This is a genomic window from Amycolatopsis sp. CA-126428 (assembly GCF_002904335.1).
In the GTDB taxonomy this organism is placed as follows: domain Bacteria; phylum Actinomycetota; class Actinomycetes; order Mycobacteriales; family Pseudonocardiaceae; genus Amycolatopsis.
This window is the reverse complement of the sequence record NZ_PPHF01000036.1, coordinates 1-19,870: the sequence shown is the minus strand read 5'-3', so window position 1 is coordinate 19,870 and position 19,870 is coordinate 1. Positions and strand designations below refer to the sequence as shown.

The 19,870-nt window shown below is 75.9% G+C and carries 6 protein-coding genes; 3 read left to right on the top strand and 3 right to left on the bottom strand.

The window, feature by feature from the left end; genetic code table 11:
• Positions 1-4,899 (bottom strand): type I polyketide synthase (locus C2L58_RS10680; protein ID WP_146073568.1); only part of this gene is annotated, 4,899 nt, incomplete at its 3' end.
• Positions 4,900-5,125: 226 nt separating this feature from the next.
• Between C2L58_RS10680 and C2L58_RS10675 the strand changes: the two genes are divergently transcribed.
• Genes C2L58_RS10675 through C2L58_RS10665 form a run of 3 tightly spaced genes read left to right on the top strand, consistent with a single transcriptional unit; the run spans position 5,126 to position 7,681 of the window.
• Positions 5,126-5,647 carry an allene oxide cyclase barrel-like domain-containing protein gene (locus C2L58_RS10675; protein WP_103337400.1) on the top strand — a complete coding sequence of 174 codons (522 nt, stop codon included), beginning with the start codon at positions 5,126-5,128 and terminating at the stop codon, positions 5,645-5,647.
• Positions 5,648-5,670: 23 nt separating this feature from the next.
• Positions 5,671-7,119, top strand: coding sequence for an MFS transporter (locus C2L58_RS10670; RefSeq protein ID WP_199191214.1), 1,449 nt, complete (start codon positions 5,671-5,673; stop codon positions 7,117-7,119).
• A 46-nt stretch (positions 7,120-7,165) separates the two neighbouring features.
• Positions 7,166-7,681: an allene oxide cyclase barrel-like domain-containing protein gene (locus tag C2L58_RS10665; protein ID WP_103337399.1), complete on the top strand. Its 516-nt coding sequence runs from the start codon at positions 7,166-7,168 to the stop codon at positions 7,679-7,681.
• A gap of 143 nt (positions 7,682-7,824) precedes the next feature.
• On the opposite strand, the gene C2L58_RS10660 is transcribed toward C2L58_RS10665, so the two are convergent.
• Together C2L58_RS10660 and C2L58_RS49175 are read right to left on the bottom strand one after the other, a co-directional pair.
• Entirely contained in the window at positions 7,825-11,970 is a 4,146-nt protein-coding gene (locus C2L58_RS10660; RefSeq protein ID WP_441296299.1) for a type I polyketide synthase, read from the bottom strand.
• Between the two features lie 52 nt (positions 11,971-12,022).
• Positions 12,023-19,870, bottom strand: a 7,848-nt coding sequence (locus tag C2L58_RS49175; protein ID WP_158264100.1) for a type I polyketide synthase, incomplete at its 5' end; no start/stop codon positions are given.

The window sequence follows — 19,870 nt, the reverse complement described above, 5'->3', positions numbered from 1 at the left end:
CCGGACGTCGTCGGCGGGCAGGGGGACGGACATCATGCCGCCGGTGCCGGCGATGGTGGTGATGGCTTGGGACCGGAGGGCGACGATGCGGGCGGAGTCTTCGAGGGTGAGGGCTCCGGCGATGTGGGCGGCGGCGATTTCGCCCTGCGAGTGCCCGATGACGGCGGTGGGTTTCACCCCGTAGTGCTGCCACAGCTTGGCGAGGGAAACCATGACGGCCCAGAGGGCGGGTTGGATGACGTCGACGCGGTCCATACCTGACCCGTGGAGGGCGTCGATGAGCGACCAGTCGACGTGGGGACGGAGTGCTTCGGCGCAGGCGTCGAGGTGCTGGGCGAAGACGGGTGATTCGCGGTAGAGGTCGACGGCCATGCCGTCCCACTGGGAACCCTGGCCGGGGAACACGAACACCGGCCGGACGTCGTCGCTCGTGACCTGCCGCACCGGGCTGTCCCCGGCCGCGAGCGCGGCCAGCTGGTCCCGCAGCGTGCCCAGGTCCGGCCCGACGACCGCGGCGCGCCAAGGGAACGCCGTGCGCCGCGCGAGGGTGAAGCCGGCGTCGGCCGGGTGGACGTCCTCTGTGGACAGCAGCAGCCGCGCCTGGTCGCGCACGGCCTGCTCGCTGAGCCCGGAGAGCACCCAGGGCACCGGTCCCGGCGTGCTCTCGCGCTCGGCCGGCTCGGCGGCGGGCGGCTCCTCGAGCACGATGTGCGCGTTGGTGCCGCTGATGCCGAACGACGACACGCCGGCGCGGCGCGGGCGTTCGCCGCGTTCCCAGGGCACGGCTTCGGTGAGCAGGGAAACGGTGCCGCCGGACCAGTCGACGTGCGGGGTGGGCTGGTCGACGTGGAGCGTCTTCGGCAGCCGGTCGTGCCGCATGGCCATGATCATCTTGATCACGCCGGCGACCCCGGCCGCGGCCTGGGTGTGACCGATGTTCGACTTCAGCGACCCCAGCCACAGCGGGCGGTCCCGGTCCCGGCCGTAGGTGGCCAGCAGCGCGTCGGCCTCGATGGGGTCGCCGAGGGTGGTCCCGGTCCCGTGCGCCTCGACGGCGTCGACGTCCGAAAGGGACAGACCGGCATCGGCGACCGCCTGCCGGATCAGGCGTTCCTGCGACGGGCCGTTGGGGGCGGTCAAGCCGTTGGACGCGCCGTCGGAGTTGACCGCGGTGCCGCGGACGACCGCCAGCACCGGGTGCCCGCGGCGCCGCGCCTCGGACAGCCGCTCGAGCACGAGCACCCCGGCGCCTTCGCCCCAGGCGGTGCCGTCGGCCGAGGCGGCGAAGGCCTTGCAGCGGCCGTCGGGGGACAGCCCCCGCTGGCGGCTGAACTCGACGAACATCCCCGGGGTCGCCAGCACCGCGGCCCCGCCGCCGAGGGCGAGCGTGCAGTCGCCCCGACGCAGCGCCTGGACCGCCAGGTGCAGCGCCACCGCCGAAGACGAGCACGCGGTGTCCACGGTGACCGCGGGTCCCTCCAGCCCCAGCGCGTAGGCGATCCGGCCGGAGGCGACGCTGATCGTGCTGCCGGTCAGCAGGTAGCCGCCGTAGCCGTCCGCCTTGTCCTGCAGCCGCGGGCCGTAGTCCTGGGCCATCGCGCCGACGAACACCCCGACCCGCTCGCCGCGCAGCCCCGCCGGGTCGATGCCCGCGGTCTCGAGTGCCTCCCAGGAGGTCTCCAGCAGCAACCGCTGCTGCGGGTCCATCGCCGCCGCCTCGCGCGGGCTGATCCGGAAGAAGCCGGCGTCGAACTGGTCGGCGTCGTGCAGGAACCCGCCGTGCCCGGTGACGGAGGCGGTGTCGCCCTGCCGCAGTGCTTCGAGGTCCCAGCCGCGGTTGCCCGGGAACTCCGTGACGGCGTCGGTGCCCTCGGCCACCAGCCGCCACAGGTCTTCGGGTCCGGTGACACCGCCGGGGAAGCGGCAGCCGATGCCGACGACGGCGATCGGCTCGTCCGGCGCCGCGACCGGGGTCCCGGTCTCCCGGTCCGCCGTGCCGAGCAGGACGCCGGCGAGGTGGGCGGCGAGCCCGGCCGGCGTGGTGTGGTTGTAGAGCAGCCCGGCGGGCAGCCGGGAGCCGACGGCCGCGCCGAGCCGGTCGCGGAACTCGACCGAGGTGAGTGAGTCGAAGCCGAGGTCACGGAACGACGAGTGCCCGTCGATGTCCTGTCCCGCGTGGCCGAGCACCGCGCCGACCTGGGCGCGGACCAGGTCCAGCAGGAACCGGGCCCGGTCCGGCTCGCTCAGCGCGGCGAGCCGGCCGGCCACGGAAGTCTCCGGTTCGTCCGGGGTGTCCACTTCGGTCGCGGCCGAGGACCCCGGCTGCCGCTCGCCGATCCAGAACCGCTTGCGCTGGAAGGCGTAGACCGGCAGGTCGACCGGCTCGGCCGGGCCGAAGAACGCCGCCCAGTCCACCGCCGAGCCGTGCGTGTGCAGGTCCGCCAGCGCGGTGACGACGGCCTCGGGTTCGCCTTCGCCGCGCAGCGCGGGCACGAACACCGCGTCCGGGTCGCTGTCCCGGCCCATCGAGCACAGCACCCCGCCGGGCCCCAGCTCCAGGTGCGTGGTCACGCCGGACTCGCCGAGCCGGCGCACGGCGTCGGCGAACCGGACGGTCCGGCGCACGTGATCGGTCCAGTACGCCGGTGAAGTGAGGTCCTCGTCCGGCCGGCCGGTCACGGTGGAGACGATCGGGATCGACGGCGGGTGGAACGTCAGCCCCTCGGCGATCGCGCGGAATTCGGCCAGCACCGGCTCCACCAGCCGGGAGTGGAAGGCGTGGCTGACGGTGAGCCGCTTGGTCTTGCGGCCCCGCGCGGTGAACCCGGCGGCGACCCGGTCCACCTCGGCCGCGTCCCCGGAGATCACCACGGACCCCGGCCCGTTCACCGCCGCGACGTCGACCTCCGGCGGCAGCTCGTCTTCGCCGGCTTCCAGGGACACCATGGCCCCGCCCGCGGGCAGGGCCTGCATGAGCCGGCCGCGGGCGGCGACCAGCGTGGCCGCGTCCTCGAGCGACAGCACGCCCGCGACGTGCGCGGCGGCCAGCTCGCCGATGGAGTGCCCCGCCAGGAAGTCCGGGCGCACTCCCCAGGATTCGACGAGGCGGTACAGCGCGACTTCGAGGGCGAACAAGGCGGGCTGGGTGTACCCGGTCTCGTGCAGCCGGCCGGCGTGGGGCGCGTCGTCCCCGGCCCACATCACCTCCCGCAGCGGCACCGCCAGGTGGACGTCGACGGCCGCGCAGGCGGCGTCCAGGGCGGCGGCGAACACCGGGAAGGCCGCGTGCAGCTCCCGGCCCATCCCGGGCCGCTGGCTGCCCTGCCCGGTGAACAGGAAGGCGAGCCGCCCTCCGGCGGCGGTCCCGCGGAGCACGCCGGCGGCGGGTGCGCCCTCGGCCAGTACGCGCAGGCCGTCGGCCAGCCGCGCCGGGTCCGCGGCGACGACCGCGGCCCGGTGCTCGAACGCCTCGCGGGTGGTGGCCAGCGAGAACCCCACCCGGGCGGGGTCCGCGTCCGCCACCACCGGCAGCAGGCGGGCGGCTTGCGCCCGCACCGCCGCTTCGGTCCGGCCCGACACGAGCAGCGGCACCACCGGCGGCGCGGTGGCGGGCGGCACGGGCGCGGTGGCCGGCGCTTCGGCCAGCACGAGGTGGCAGTTGGTGCCGCCCATCCCGAACGAGCTGACCCCCGCCCAGAGCCGGCGGCCGGGATCGGGCCAGCCTGTCCGGTCCGCCTGCACCCGCAGGCCCAGCTCGGCCAGCGGGATGTCCGGGTGGGGCGTCGCGAAGTTCAGGCTGGGCGGCAGTTCCCGGTGCCGGATGCTCAGCACGGCCTTGAGCAGCCCGACGATCCCGGCGGCGCCCTCGAGGTGCCCGACGTTGGTCTTCGCGGAGCCGACCCGCAACGGCGTGGTCCGGCCGGCCCCCGCGACGGCGCCCAGCGCCGCGGCCTCGATCGGGTCGCCGACCTTGGTGCCGGTGCCGTGCAGTTCGACGTACTGCGTCTCGGCGGGCTCGATGCCCGCCTGCCGGTAGGCCGCGCGCAGCACGGCTTCCTGCGCCCGCCCGCCCGGCACGGTGAGCCCTTCGGTGGCGCCGTCGTTGTTCACCGCGCCACCGGCGATGACGCAGTGGACCCGGTCGCCGTCGGCCAGCGCGTCGGCGAGCGGCTTGAGCACGACCAAGCCGCCGCCTTCGCCGCGCACGTAACCGTTCGCCCGCGCGTCGAACGTGTAGCAGCGGCCGTCCGGGGACAGCCCGCCGAACCGCGCGGCGGTCATGGTGGCCTCGTCGAGGATGTTGAGGTTCACCCCGCCCGCGATGGCCATCGTGGACTCCCCGCGCCGCAGGCTTTCGCACGCGAGGTGGACCGAGACCAGCGACGAGGACTGGCCGGAGTCGACGGTCAGGCTGGGGCCGTGCAGGTCCAGGCCGTAGGAGACGCGGTTGGCGAGCAGGCTGCGGTGCACCCCGGTGATCGTGTGCGAGCCGATCGCGGCCAGGCCCTGCTGGTAGGTCAGCGACGTGTAGTCGTCCCAGATCGCGCCGACGAACACGCCGACGGCGCTGTCGCGCAGCGCCGAAGGCACCACCCGCGCGTCTTCCAGCGCCTCCCAGCTCAGCTCCAGCACGAGCCGCTGCTGCGGGTCCATGGCGGCCGCCTCGCGCGGCGAGACGCCGAAGAACCGGGCGTCGAACTCGTCGATCCGGTCCAGGAACCCGCCGCGCCGGTGCGGCAGCGCGGGGTCGGTCCAGCGGCCCTCCGGCGCCTCGCCGATCGCGTCGCGGCCCTCGCGCAGCAGACGCCAGAATTCCGCCACGCCGTCGGCCCCGGGCAGCCGGCAGGACATCCCGACGACCGCGATCGGCTCGGCCTCCCGCTGTGCCGTGGAGCTCATCCGTCCGGGATCGACCTTTGCCACGTCTCACCGCCTGTGTGCTCGACCGGCGTGGTCCTGGCCGTTTTCGGCGCAGGGGGCACCGGGCCCGACTTCCGGCAGCCCATGCTCTGGCGCCCGGCTTAAGGTCGGCTTTCCAGTCCCTAAAGCCTTCGCGCCGCAAGGAGTCCTTTAGAACGCCGCCCTAGCCTCGCGTTGTCGGTCCAGGACCCGGAGGGAGCCGCGGATGTCGTTGCGGGCACGTTCGTTCGCCTTGGCGCTGGCGGCCGTCGCCGTCGCGGCGTCCGGGTGCGAGAGCCCGGGCCCGGCGGCGGCCGAGCCGTCCCCGGGCTGCGCGGTGTGGCAGGGCCTCACCGAAAAGGTCCTCGGCACGACGGTGAACGAACTCGGCGGGCCGTACCCGAGCCAGGGCAACAGCAGCGCGTACGTCGCCGAGCTGTCCGGGTCGGACGGCGCGAAGGTCGGCTCGATCACGGGCCGGACGGACATCAGCCGGCGGCTGCTCGACGGCCGCCTGCAGGAACACGCCGTCGAGACCATCGAGCTGCCCGGTGGGGTGCTCACGGCGCAGGGCGTCTACGACGCCGCCGCGAAACTCGCCGGCGACCGGGTGCGCACCGGCCTCGTCGGCACCGCCGGTGGCTACCTCGGCCACCTCGGCGACCGCTACTCGCGGGCCACCGCGGGCGGTGAGAGCCGGGTCGACCTCGAGCTGTGCCCGCCCGGCATGCTCCGGGCCGGCCGGTGACGCCGCGCGGAACGGAGGCGAAGGTGGCCCGGACGGGCTGGGTGATCATCGCGTCGTCGGTACCGATGTTCCTCGTGTCGCTGAACAACCTCGTCGTGACGAACGCGTTGCCCGCGATCGGGACCAGCCTCGGCATCTCCCGGGTCACGGACCTGCAGTGGGTGGTCAACGGCTACATCCTCGCCTTCGCCGGGCTGCTGCTCACCGGCGCCGCGCTGGGGGACCGGTACGGCCGGCGCGCGGTGTTCGCCGGCGCGCTCGTGGTGTTCGCCGTCGGCTCGGCCGGCTGCGCGCTCGCGCCGGACGCGGGCCTGCTGGTGGCGGCCCGCGCCGTGCAGGGCATGGGTGCCGCGGCCGTGCAGCCGCTCTCGCTGACCCTGGTCGCGGGCGCGGTCCCGGCCGCCAAGCGCAGTGTCGCGATCGGGTTGTGGGGCGGGGTCAACGGCCTCGGCGTCGCGCTCGGCCCGCTGGTCGGCGGCGCGATCACCGAGGGGCTGGCCTGGCAGTGGGTCTTCTGGATCAACGTGCCGATCGCGCTGGCCGCGATCCCGCTGGTGCGGGCGGTGCTCCCGGAGAGCAGGGGCCGCGACCGCGGCCTCGACCTGCCCGGGATGCTGCTGGCGACGGCGGCGGTGACCGCGGCCGTGGTCGGCATCGTGCGCGCGTCGGCGAACGGCTGGAGTTCCCCGTTCATCCTCGGCTGCTTCGCCGCCGCGGTGGTGCTGGGCGTGGTGTTCATCCGGTGGGAGCGCCGCGCGCCGGCGCCGTTGCTGCCCCTGCGGTTCTACCGCGTGCGGGCCTTCGTGCTCAGCAACGTCGTTTCGCTGGCGATGTTCTTCGGCGTGTTCGGCTCGATCTTCCTGCTGGTGCAGTACTACCAGGGCCCGCTCGGCTACTCGCCGCTCGCTTCGGGCTTGCGCACCCTGCCGTGGACGGCGATGCCGATGCTGGTGGCACCGATCGCGGGCGCGATCGTGGAACGGGTGGGCGGCAGCAGGCTGATGGCGCTGGGCCTGCTGATGCAGGGCGCGGCGCTGGTGTGGATCGCCGCGATCGCCCGGATCGACCTGCCCTACGGTGAGCTCGTCCCGCCGCTGGTGATCGCCGGCGTCGGCATGGGACTGGTGTTCGCGCCGACGATGACCGTGGTGCTCTCGTCGGTGCGCGAAGAGGAGTACGGCAAGGCGTCCGGGGCCAACAACACGATCCGTGAAGTCGGCGGCGCGCTGGGCGTCGCGGTGCTGTCGACGGTGCTGAGCGGCGTCCTCGGCCGGTCGAAGATCCTTTCGCCGGTGGACCTGGCGCGTGCGTTCACCGGCGGGATGAGCACCGCGATGTGGATCGGCTCGGCCGTGGTGATCGCCGGTGGGCTGCTGGCGCTGGCCATCCCGCGGCACCCGCGGCCGGCGCCGGCGGCGGAGCCCGTGCCGGCGGACGCCGAGCCGGCGGACGCCGATCCCGTCCAAGCCTGACCGCCGTCCAGTGCCGTCCACTGCCGTCCCGAGAGGAAACGCGACCATGCTCGTTCGCCGGATCGTCCCGCCGGTTCTCCTGTCGGCCGCCCTGACGCTGGCCGCGGCGTCCGGCGTGCCGGGCTCCGCGGCCCCGCAGGTATCGGAAGGCTGCGTGGTCATCGACAACCTGTCCGAAACCATCGTCGACGGCACCGAGAACGAACTCGGCGGCCCGTTCCCGAGCGTCGGCGACAGCGGCACCTACCTCGATCGCCTCTACGACCCGGCGGGCAAACCGGCCGGCACGGTGTACGGCTTGATCAACGTGCCGTTCGCCCTCCCCGGCGGCGACCTGATCGAGCACTCCGACGAGCGGATCGAGCTGCCCGAAGGCACGATCGAGGCGGCGGGGCTGTTCAACGTGACGCAGGCCGAGCGCAAGGTGTGGCAGTTCCTCCCCCTGGTCGGCACCGGCGGCCGCTACCAGGGCATGGTGGGCAAGCGGCACTTCCAGATCCTGGAGTTCCGCCACTCGCTCAACGCCCGCATCGAGATGTGCCCGGCAGGCAAGGCACCCTGAGCGGGCGTTCCGCGGAAGGACCGGAAAAGCCGGCCCGCTCTCGGCGGGCCGGCTTTCGCTGTCTCCGGCGGTTCGGTGGTCTGCCGCGGCTGTCGTGAGTGGTAAGGCGGGTTCTAACCCGCCTTACCACTCACGACAGCGCGCTAGGCGGCCGTCACCAGGTGGTGGGCCAGGGCGGCCGGGGTCGGGTGGTCGAACACCGCCGCCGGCGGCAGGTGCCGGCCCGTGTGGTCCCGCAGCAGGTTCGCCAGCTCCAGCACGGTCATCGACGTGAACCCCAGCTCCAGCAGGTTGCTGTCCGGGGTCACCGTGCCCGGTGCGCTGCCGAGCAGGGCCTCGGCCCGCCCGGTCAGCAGGTCCACCAGCAGCTTCTCCCGCTCCGGTGCCGGACGGCCGTCGAACTCCCGGCGGAACTCCTCCGCCCGCGCCGCCGGCCGTCCGGCGACCGCGGGCCCGGCCGGGAACTCGTCCGCGGGGACGTCGGCGACCACCAAGGCCGGGTGCTCGCCGCCGGACCACGGCAGGCGGTCGAAGACCAGTTCGGGCCGGACCGTCCCGGGGGCGGCCTCGGCCGACCACGGTCCCCAGGCGACCGACACCGCGGGCAAGCCGCGCGCCAGCCGGTGCCGGACGAGCGCCTCCGCTTCGGCATCCCGCAGCGTCGCGGCCTCCTCCCGGCCGAGCACCCCGTCCAGGCCGGTGAAGACCACGACCGTGGCGGGCAGCGTGGCGAGCTCCCCGACGTCGCCGGACACCGACACGACAGTCCTCAAGGGACACTCAGCGGGCAGGGAAGCCACGGCGGCGGCCAGATCCGGGTGCACCGGCCGGCCCGCGACCGGTTCGCCGACGACGGCGACGTGCCGTGCGCCGTGCGCGGCCAGCCAGCGGGCCGCGTGGCCGCCGAGACCGGCGGGATCGCCGATGACCACGGCGGCGTCCGCGACCGCCGGAGCCGGTCCCGGCGCGCCGAGCGGCTCGACGCGGCGGGCCGCGACGCCCGGAAGCCGGACGGCCACGTCCCGTTCGCCGGTCACCCCGGACAGCACCCGCGCCAGCCGGCCCTGCGCGGGGCCGTCCAGGACGTCGGGGAGCTCGACCACGCCGGCCCAGCCGGACCCGCGGACCCGGGCCCGGCCGCGGGCGGCCGCGTCCGCCGGGACCGAAGCCCGGGTGAGCAGCCACCGCGGCGCCGTGCTCCCCGCGGCGTCGAGCGCGGCGGGCACGCCGGGTGGGCCGGCCAGGCACACGACACCATTGACGTCACCCACGGCACCGAGTTCGGCGGCGGTGGTCTCGACCAGGCGTGCCCCGTGCCGGGTGAGGGCGTCGGTGAGGGTGGCGACGAGCTTCTCGTCCGCCTGGCCCGCGTCGTGGACCAGCAGCCAGGTGCCGGTGAGCGCGGCGTCGGGACCGTCCGGCACGGGCCGCCACACCACCTGGTGCCAGCAGCGTTGGTGACGCCGCCAGGCCGCCAGCGCCGGCAGCAGCTCGCCGGGCCCGGCCGGGTCGGCGTGCAGCGCGGCGGCGATCGCCTGCCGGTCACCGGCTTCGACGGCGTCCCAGAACCAGTCGTCGGCGGAGGAGCGTCCGGCGGGAGCGGTGGTCGCGTCGAGCCGGTAGCGCTCGCGCTGGAAGGGGTAGGTGGGCAGGTCGACGCGGCGGGCGCCGGGCGGGAAGGCGGCGGCGACGTCGACCCGGTGGCCGTCGACGTGCAGCCGGCCCAGTGCGGCGCTCGCGGCCGTCCGCTCGGGCCGGTCCCGCTTGAGCAGCGGGACGACCACCGCGCCGCGGTCGTGGGCGAGGCTTTCGTGGGCCATCGGCGCCAGCACGGCGTCGGGGCCCAGTTCGACGAACGTCCGGACGCCGGCGGCGTGCAGTGCCGAGACGCCCGCGGCGAAGCGGACGGTCCCGGCGGCCTGTGCGCACCAGTAGTCCGGACCGGCGAGCTCGGTCGCGAGCTCGCCGGTGACGGTGGAGACGATCGGGATCCGCGGGGGGTGGAACGCCAGCCCGCGCGTCACCTCCGCGAGCTCGGCCAGCGCCGGGCGCATCAGCGGCGAGTGGAACGCGTGGCTGACCGTGAGCCGCCGCGTCTTCCGCCCCTGGCCGGTCAGGATCCGGTCGAGTTCGGCGATGGCCGGGCCGGTGCCGGACAGCACGACCGACGCGGGCCCGTTGACCGCGGCCAGCCCGGCGTCGTCCCGGCCGGCCAGCAGCGGGAGGATCGCTTCCTCGGCGGCCCGTACCGAAAGCATCGCCCCGCCGGCGGGCAGCGCCTGCATCACCCGCCCGCGCGCGGCGACGAGGGCGGCCGCGTCGGCGGCCGACAGCACGCCCGCGACGTGCGCCGCGACGAGCTCGCCGACCGAGTGCCCGATCAGGAAGTCCGGCCGCAGCCCCCAGGACTCGGTCAGCCGGTACAGCGCGGTCTCGAGCGCGAACAGCGCGGGCTGCGTGTAGCCGGTCCGGTCGAGCGCGTCGCCGCCGGACCACATCACGTCCCGGATCGGCCGGTCGAGGTGGCCGTCCAGCAGCGCGCAGACCTCGGCCAAGGCGTCGGCGAACACCGGGAACGCCTCGGCGAGCTCCCGGCCCATGCCGGCCCGCTGCGAGCCCTGGCCGGTGAACATCACCGCGGTGCGCCCGGTGGCCGCCGCGGTGCCGCGCAGCACGGCACCCGACGATTCGCCGGCGGCCAGCGCTTCGAGCGCGCGGACGAACTCGTCGTGGTGCTCGGCGACGATCGCCGCGCGGTGCCGGAACACCGACCGGGTCGTCGCCAGCGCGTAGCCGACGTCGGCCGGGCGGCGGTCCGGGTGCGCGTGCAGGGCCGCCAGCAGCTGGCTCGCCCGCGCCGCCAGCGCCGGTTCCGTCTTGGCCGAGATGATCCACGGGCCGCTGCCGGACACCGGCCGCGGCTCGTCCGAGCGCGGCTCCGGCGGTGCCTCCTCGACGATGACGTGGGCGTTGGTGCCGCTGATGCCGAAGGACGAGATCCCCGCGCGCCGCGGGTGGCCCTCCGGCTGCCACGACGTCGGCGCGGTCAGCAGGCGGACCGCGCCCGCGGTCCAGTCGACGTGCGGCGACGGCTCGTCGACGTGGAGGGTGCGGGGCAGCATGCCGTGGCGCATGGCCATGACCATCTTGATGATCCCGGCGACGCCCGCGGCCGCCTGCGTGTGGCCGATGTTGGACTTGACCGAGCCCAGCCACAGCGGCCGGTCGCGGTCGCGCCCGTAGGTGGCGAGCAGGGCCTGTGCCTCGATCGGGTCGCCGAGCGTGGTGCCGGTGCCGTGCGCTTCGACGGCGTCGACCTGGTCCGCCCCGATCCGCGCGGCGGCCAGCGCCTGCCGGATGACGCGTTCCTGCGACGGCCCGTTCGGCGCGGTCAGGCCGTTCGACGCGCCGTCCTGGTTGACCGCGCTGCCGCTGAGCACGGCCAGCACGCGGTGCCCGTTGCGCCGGGCGTCGGACAGCCGTTCCAGCAGCAGCAGCCCGGCGCCCTCGGCCCAGCCGGTGCCGTCGGCCGCCGCGGCGAACGACTTGCACCGGCCGTCGGGGGAGAGCCCGCGCTGGCGGCTGAACTCCACGAACACGTACGGCGAAGCCATCACCGTGACCCCGCCCGCGATCGCCAGGGTGCATTCGCCCGAGCGCAGCGCCTGCGCGGCGAGGTGCACCGCGACCAGGGACGACGAGCACGCGGTGTCGATGGTCACCGCGGGGCCTTCCAAGCCGAAGGTGTAGGCGACGCGGCCGGTGGCGATCGACCCGGCGCTGCCGGTGCCGAGCGAGCCTTCGTGCTCCGGCGGGAGGTGGTTCAGGCGGGTCGCGTAGTCGCCGTACATCACGCCGGCGAACACACCGGTCCGGCTGCCCCGCACCGAAACCGGGTCGATGCCGGCCCGTTCGAAGACCTCCCACGTGGTTTCCAGCAGCAGCCGCTGCTGGGGATCGATGGTGACCGCGTCGCGCGGGCCGATGCCGAAGAACGCCGGGTCGAAGTGGTCCGCGTCGTAGAGGAACCCGCCGTGGCGGGTGTAGCACGTGCCCGGCCGGGCGGGATCGGGGTCGTAGAGCGCCCCGACGTCCCACCCGCGGTCGTGCGGGAACTCGCCGATGGCGTCGGTGCCCTCCGCGACCAGCCGCCAGAGGTCCTCCGGGCCGCGCACGCCACCGGGGTAGCGGCAGGCCATCCCGACGATCGCGACGGGTTCCCCGGCGCCTTCGGCCCGCTCGCGGTGCTGCCGGCGGAGCCGCTCGTTTTCCTTGAGCGAGGCACGCAGCGCCGAGACCAGCTTCTCCTGCTCCGGAGTCGTTCCGGGGGCCGTCGTCATGTCAGGCTCCGTCCTTGAGGGATGCTTCGTCCGGGTCGAGGGCCAGCGCCACGAGCGCCTCGACGTCCATCAGGTCGATGTCGTCGTCCGGGTCGGCGGCGGCCGGGGCCCCGGCCCCGGCGCCGGCACCGTCCCCGGCTTCGGCCAGCCGCAGCAGATCGCCGAGCAGGCCCGAGTCGCGCAGGCGGGCCAGCGGGATCGAGGCCAGTGCCCGCCGGACCGCGTCGTCGGCGGAATCGTCGCCGGCCGCCGGCGCGAGTTCGCCGCGCAGGTGGGTGGCGAGCGCTTCCGGGGTCGGGTGGTCGAAGACCACCGTCGCGGGCAGTGCCAGCCCCGTCCGGGCCTCGAGCCGGTTGCGGAGCTCGACCGCCGTCATCGAATCGAACCCCAGCTCGCCGAACGGCCGGCCGGGTTCGACGTCCTGGGCGCCGGCGTGCCCCAGGACGGCGGCGACCTGGCCCGCCACGAAGTCCACGAGCCGGGCGTGCTGCTCGGCTTCCGGCAGCCCGGCCAGCCGCGCCGGCAGGTCGGCGGGTTCGGCCGGGCGGCGCGCGGAGGGCCGGACGAGCCCGCGGAGCACGGCGGGCAGCGCGCCGGTGTCGGCGTGCCTGCGCAGCTTCGCCGGGTCGATGGCGGTGAGCACCGGCACCGGCTCGGGATCCGCGATCGCCCCGTCCAGCAGGGCGAGGGCCTGGGTCTCGGACAGGGCGGCGAACCCGTCGCGGGCCAGCCGGTCGCCGGCCGCGCCGGCCATGCCGGTGGCCCAGGCACCCCAAGCCAGCGAGGTCGCCGCCAGGCCGGCCGACCGGCGGTGCCGGGCGAGGGCGTCGAGGAACGCGTTGGCGGCGGCGTAGTTGGCCTGCCCGGGGTTGCCGAGGGTCGCGGTCGCCGACGAATAGAGCACGAACGCGCGGAGATCGAGGTGCCGGGTGAGGTCGTGCAGGTGCCAGGCGGCGTCGACCTTGGGCCGCAGCACCGTCTCGAGCTGCTCGTCGGTCAGCGTCTCCAGCAGGCCGTCGTCGAGCACGCCCGCGGTGTGGAACACGGCCGACAACGGGCGGTCCGCGGGGACGGCGTCGAGCAGCCGGCCCAGCGCGGCGCGGTCCGCGGTGTCGCAGGCGACGACCGTGACGTCGGCGCCGTGCGCGGTCAGCTCGGCCTGCAGCGCGAGTGCGCCGGGCGCGTCCGGGCCCCGCCTGCTGGCCAGCACCAGGTCGCGCACGCCGTGTTCGGCGACGAGGTGGCGCGCCAGCAGCGCGCCCAGGGTGCCGGTGGCGCCGGTGATCAGCGCGGTGCCGTCGAAGGACGGCGGCGTGCCCGGCGCGCCGGGCGCCCGGACGAGCCTCGGCGCGCGTGCCGTTTCCCCGCGCAGCAGCAGCTGGGGCTCGTCGCTCGCGGCGGCCCGCGCCAGCGCCGGGTTGGCCGGGTCGTCGATGTCCACCACGGCGAACCGGCCGGGGTGCTCGGTCTGCGCCGCCCGGACCAGGCCCCAGACCGGCGCCGCCACCAGGTCCGGGCCGTCGCCGGTCGCCGCGCCGGTGGTCACCACGACCAGCTTGCGGCCGGCGAACCGCGGCTCCGCCGGCCAGGTGCGCAGGGTGCCGAGCACCCGGCGCGCCAGCTCCCGCGCGGCCGCCGCCGGGTCGCCCGCGGGCACGGGGCAGGGCAGGAGCACGACGTCCGGCACCGGCGTTTCGTCCGTGAGGTCCGGGTACCGGGCGCACGCCGCCGCCTGCGACGGCAGGGTGACGTCGATCCAGTCGAGCCGGTAGCGCGCCTGCCCGGCGTCGGCGGCCCGCAGCCGGGCCGGGTCGAGCGGGCGCAGCACGAGCTCGTCGATCGTGAGCACCGGCGCGCCCGTGGGGTCGGTCGCGGTGACCGTCACGGCGGTCTCGCCGGTCCACGCCAGCCGCACGTGCAGTTCGGTGGCGCCGCTGGTGTGCAGCGTGACGCCGTGCCAGCCGAAGGGCACGAGGAGCCGGCCGGGCCCGTCGCCGTCCGCGCCGAGGATCAGCGCGTGCAGGGCCGCGTCGAGGACCGCCGGGTGGATGCCGTACCCGGTCGCGTCGCCGCCGTCGGGCAGGCGGACCTCGGCGTGGAGTTCGGCGCCGTGCCGCCAGGCCGCCCGCAACCCCTGGAACAGCGGGCCGTAGTGGTAGCCGGAGTCGGCCAGCCGGCCGTAGAGGTCGCCGACGGGGACGGGCGTGGCCTCCCGCGGCCGTCCGGCGGTCGTCGCGGCGGCGGGGACGTCGTCGTCGAGCACGCCGCTCGCGTGCCGCGTCCACGTGCCGTCCGTGTGCGAATGGACGTTCACCCGCCGCCGGCCCGCCTCGTCCCGGGCCGCCACCGTGACCTGCAGCGGGATGCCCGCCTGCTCCGGGACCACGAGCGGGGCTTCGAGGGTGAGCTCGGTGATCCGGCCGCCGCCGCCGAAGTGCGCGGCGTGCAGCACGCACTCCACGATCGCGGAGCCGGGCAGCAGGACGGTGTCGGACACCGCGTGCTCGGCCAGCCACGGCTGGGTGCGCGGGCCGATCCGGCCGGTGAACACCAGCTCGCCGGACTCCGCGAGCTCGACCGCGCCCGCGAGCAGCGGGTGCCCGGCGGCGGTGAGCCCGGCGTCGGTGACGTCCGCCGCGCCGGCCGGCGTGTCGAGCCAGAACCGCTGCCGCTGGAAGGCGTAGGTCGGCAGCGTCACCGTCCGGGTGTCCGGCGGGAACACGGCGGTCCAGTCCACTTCGGCGCCGCGCGCGTGGGCGTGGGCGAGCGCCGTGACGACGCCGGTGGGTTCGGGCCGGTGCCGGCGCAGGGCCGGGACGAACGCGGCGCCCTCGAGGCAGGCCGGGCCCAGCGCGCTGAGCACGGCGTCGGGGCCCAGCTCGACGAACGTGGTGACCTGCGCGGCACCGAGGGCCCGGACGGCGTCGAGGAACCGTACCGTCCCGGTGGCGTGCCGTACCCAGTAGTCCGGCGAGCACAGGACTTCCGGCTCGACGAGGTCACCATCCACAGTGGACACGATGGGGATGCCCGGCGGGGTGAACGTCAGCGACTCCAGCACTTCGCGGAACTGCGCGAGCATCGGGTCCATCAGCGGGGAGTGGAACGCGTGGCTGGTCGCCAGCCACTTGGTGCGCCTGCCGAGCGCGGCGACCTCGGCGGCGACGGCGGCCACCGCGGCCTCGGCACCCGAAACGACGACCGCGGCCGGGCCGTTCACCGCGGCGAGCGCGCAGCCCGCCACCAGCAGCGGCCGCACTTCGTCCGCGGAGACCTCGAGCGCCACCATGGCGCCGCCGCCGGGAAGCGCTTGCATCAGGCGCCCGCGCGCCGCGACGAGCGTCGCCGCGTCCGGCAGGGACCACACGCCGGCGACGTGCGCGGCGGCCAGTTCGCCGATCGAGTGGCCCGCCAGGTGGCTCGGCCGCAGGCCCCAGGAGGCGAGCAGGCGGAAGAGCGCCACCTGCAGCGCGAACAGCGCGGGCTGGGCGTACTCGGTGTGGTCGAGCACCGCCGGCTCCGGCTCGTCGAACAGCACCTCGAGCAGCGGGCGCGGCAGGTGCCGGTCGAACTGCCCGGCGACCTCGTCGAGGGCACGGGCGAACACGGGGTAGGCCGCGTACAGGGCCCGGCCCATCGCCGGGCGCTGGCTGCCCTGGCCGGTGAACAGGAACGCCGTCGTCCCCGTGACGGGCCGGTCCCGGACGACCCGGCTGTCCGGCTCGCCGCCGGCGAGCGTGCCGAGTGCCGAGAGCAGCCCGTCACGGTCCGGCGCGACGACGATGGCGCGCTGGTCGAACCGCGACCGTGCGGTCGCGAGCGTGTAGCCGGTGCCGGCCGCACCGGCGGGGTGCGCCCGCAGGTGGGCGAGCAACCGGGCGGCCTGGTCGCGCAGCGCCTCGCCGCTCTTGGCCGAGAGCACCCACGGCACCGCCGGCATCGCGGGGTCGGCGGGTTCGCCGGCGTCGGCCGGCTCCTCCAGGATCACGTGGGCGTTGGTGCCGCTGATGCCGAAGGACGAGACCCCCGCGCGCCGCGGCCGGCCGCCGCGCGGCCACGGCGCGGGCTCGGTGAGCAGCGACACGGCCCCGGCCGACCAGTCGACGTGCGGCGACGGCTCGTCGACGTGCAGGGTGCCGGGCAGGGTTTCGTGCCGCAGGGCCAGGACCATCTTGATGATCCCGGCGACCCCCGCGGCGGCCTGGGTGTGGCCGATGTTGGACTTGATCGAGCCGAGGCGCAGCGGCGTCTCGCGGTCGCGGCCGTAGGTGGCAAGCACGGCTTGCGCCTCGATCGGGTCGCCGAGCGTCGTGCCGGTGCCGTGCGCCTCGACCACGTCGACGTCCGATGTGGACAGTCGCGCGTCCGCGAGCGCCTGCTCGATCACGCGTTCCTGCGCCGGGCCGTTCGGCGCGGTGAGGCCGTTGGACGCGCCGTCGGAGTTGACCGCGGTGCCGCGGACGACGGCCAGGACCGGGTGGTGGTGCCGGCGGGCGTCGGAAAGCCGTTCCAGCACCAGCATCCCGGCGCCTTCGGCCCAGCCGGTGCCGTCGGCCGACGCGGCGAACGACCGGCAGCGCCCGTCGGGGGAAAGCCCGCGCTGGCGGCTGAACTCCACGAACAGCTGCGGCGTCGCCATCAGGGTGACCCCGCCCGCGAGCGCGAGGTCGCAATCGCCGTCGCGCAGGGCCCGGGCGGCCAGGTGCGTGGCGACGAGCGACGACGAGCAGGCGGTGTCGACGGTCAGCGCGGGCCCCTCGAAGCCGAACGTGTAGGCGATGCGCCCGGAAGCGACCGACGCGGCGCTGCCGGTGCCGATCATGCCTTCGTACTCGGCGGGGATCGGGTGGAACCGCGCGGCGTAGTCGTTGTACATGACTCCCGTGTAGACGCCGGTCCGGCTGCCGCGCACGGAAGACGGGGCGATTCCCGCGCGTTCGAGCGCTTCCCAGGCGGTTTCCAGGAGCAGCCGCTGCTGCGGGTCGGTGGCCATCGCTTCGCGGGGGCTCATCCCCCAGAAGGCGGCGTCGAACCGGTCCGCACCCTCGAGGAAAGCGCCTTCGCGGGTGTAGACGGTGCCGTGGTGGCCGGGGTCGGGGTTGTAGAGGGCGTCGAGGTCCCAGCCGCGGTCGGTGGGGAACCCGCCGACCGCGTCGACGCCGTCGGCCACCAGCCGCCAGAGGTCCTCCGGGGTCCGCACCCCGCCGGGGTAGCGGCAGGCCATGCCCACGACCGCGATCGGCTCGTCGGCGGGGCGGCCCGCCACGACCGCGGCCGGCCGCCGCGTGTCCCCGCGCGCTTCGGCGAGCACGTGGCCGGCCAGGGCTTCGGGGTTCGGGTGGTCGAACACGACGGTGGCGGCCAGGCGCAGGCCGGTGGCCGCGCCGAGCCGGTTGCGGAGCTCGACCGCGGTGAGGGAGTCGAACCCGAGTTCCTTGAACGCGCTCGCGGGTTCGACGGCGTCCGGATCGGGGTGCCCCAGCACCGCCGCCACCTGCGCGCGCACCAGGTCCAGCACCAGACGGCGCTGCTCGGGTTCCGGACGGCCGGCCAGCCGGCCGGCGAGGCCGGACACGGCGGGGGCCGACGCCGCCTGCCGCGGCGCGGCGGGCACGAGCCCGCGCAGCACCGGGGGCAGTGCCCCGGCCGCGGCCCGCCGCCGCAGCGCGGCGAGGTCGAGGTGGACCGGGACCGCGTGGGGCAGGCCGAGACTCGCGTCGAGCAGCCCCAGCGCGTCCTCGGTGGGCATCGCGGTGATCCCGCCGCGGGCGAGCCGGGCCTGGTCGGCGTTCCCGGTGAGCGCGCTGGTCGCCTGCCAGAGCCCCCAGGCGAGGGAGGTGGCGGGCAGCCCGCGGGCGTGCCGGTGCTGGGCGAGCGCGTCGAGGAACGTGTTGGCCGCGGCGTAGTTCGCCTGGCCGGGACTGCCGAGGGTGGCGGCGGCCGAGGAGTACAGCACGAACGCGGCCAGGCCGAGCCCGGCCGTGAGCTCGTGCAGGTGCCAGGCCGCGTCGGCCTTGGGCGCCAGCACGGCGTCGACCTGTGCCGGTTCGAGCGCGGTCACCAGGGCGTCGTCGAGGACGCCCGCGGTGTGGAAGACCGCCGTCAGCGGGTGTTCGGCGGGAACGGTGGCGAGCAGGGCGGCGAGGGCGCCGCGGTCGGCGGTGTCGCAGGCCGCGATGGTGACGTCGGCGTCGAGGTCTCGCAGCTCCTCGGCCCCGGGGGCCCCGGGACCTCGCCGGCTGACGAGCAGCAGGTGCCGGACCCCGTGCGCGGCGACCAGGTGCCGGGCCAGCAGGCCGCCGAGGACGCCGGTGCCCCCGGTGATCAGGACGGTCCCGCCGGGATCGAACGACGGCGGGGCGGCCGGCGGTGTCGCGTGCGTGAGCTCCGGGACGAACGCCCGGCCGCCGCGGACCGCGGCCTGGGGTTCGCCGAGGGCCAGCGCCCCGGCGACCGCCTCGGGCGTGTCGGCGTCCAGCAGCGCGAACCGGCCGGGGTGTTCCGCCTGCGCGGACCGCACGAGACCCCACACGGGCGCGGTGGCGAGGTCGACGTCTTCGCCGTCGTGCACGGCCACCGCGCCGCGGGTGACCACGACGAGCCGCGACCCGGCGAACCGCTCGTCGCCCAGCCACCGCTGGACCAGTGCGAGGGTCTCGCGGGTGATCCGGTGCGCCGCTTCGGGGACGTCGCCGCCGGGCGGGCCGACGTGGGCGACGACCACGGGCGGCACGGCCGCCGCCGGGTCGAGGGCGTCGAGCGGCACCGGCTCGGCTGCCGCGCCGGGCAACGCCCGCGCGGTCCAGGCCAGCCGCAGCGGAGGACGGCGGGTGGCGAGCTGTCCCGGGGTGAGCGCCCTGGTGTGCAGGGCGGCGACCGTGACCACGGGGGACCCCGCCGGGTCGAGGACGGTCACGGCCGTGCCGGAGCCGGTCACCGGCGTGAGGATCACCCGGGCGGCGGTGGCGCCGACCGCGTGCAGGCGGATCGTGTCGAGGCTGAACGGGAGGTGGGCCTCCGCCGTCTCGCGGACCAGCAGCAGCGGGTGCAGGGCGGCGTCCAGCAGCGCGGGGTGGACGGCGTGCCCCTCGGCCCCGAGGCCGTCGGGCAGCGCGATGTCCGCGTAGACGACCTCGCCGAGCCGCCAGGCGTTGCGCAGTCCCCGGAAAGCCGGACCGTACTCGTAGCCCCGCGCCGAAAGGCGCTCGTAGACGTCGGTCAGGTCGAGCGGCGCCGCACCCGGCGGCGGCCATTCGGTGCCGGGCACGTCCACGGAGGCCCCGGTGGTGGTGAGGGTCGCGCTCGCGTGGCGGGTCCACGGCCGGTCGTCGTCGCCGGCCGGTCGCGAGTGGACGGTCAGCGTGCGGTCCTCGCCGATGACGACCTGCAGCTGCACGGCCCGGGTGAGGACGAGCGGGGCGTGCAGGGTGAGTTCGTCGACGACCGGGTGGGCCGTGTGCTGGGTCGCGGCGTGCAGCGCGAGGTCGGCGAACGCCGTCGCGGGCAGCAGCGGCGTCCCGTCGACGGCGTGGTCGGCGAGCCACGGGTGGGTGCCGGGCGAGAGCTGTCCGGTGAGGACGGTCGTGGTGCCGTCGGCGAGGGTGATCGCCCCGGCCAGCAGCGGGTGCGGGCTGGCGCTGAGCCCGAGCCGGGCCGGGTCGGCCGTGCCCGCCGGGACGGTGAGCCAGTGGTCCTGGCGCTGGAACGGGTAGGTGGGCAGGTCGGTCGGCCGGGCGCCGGGGAAGACGGTGCTCCAGTCCGGTTCGGCGCCGTGGACGTGGGCCTGGGCGAGGGCCGTGACGAACCGGCCGAGGCCGCCGTGGTCGCGGCGCAGGGTGCCGAGGGCGGT

What these genes read in the sequence shown, in the direction of transcription:
- C2L58_RS10665 (WP_103337399.1), top strand. Translation starts at nt 7,166, where the DNA reads ATGCTCGTTCGCCGGATCGTCCCGCCGGTTCTCCTGTCGGCCGCCCTG.
- C2L58_RS10675 (WP_103337400.1), top strand. Translation starts at nt 5,126, where the DNA reads ATGTCGTTGCGGGCACGTTCGTTCGCCTTGGCGCTGGCGGCCGTCGCC.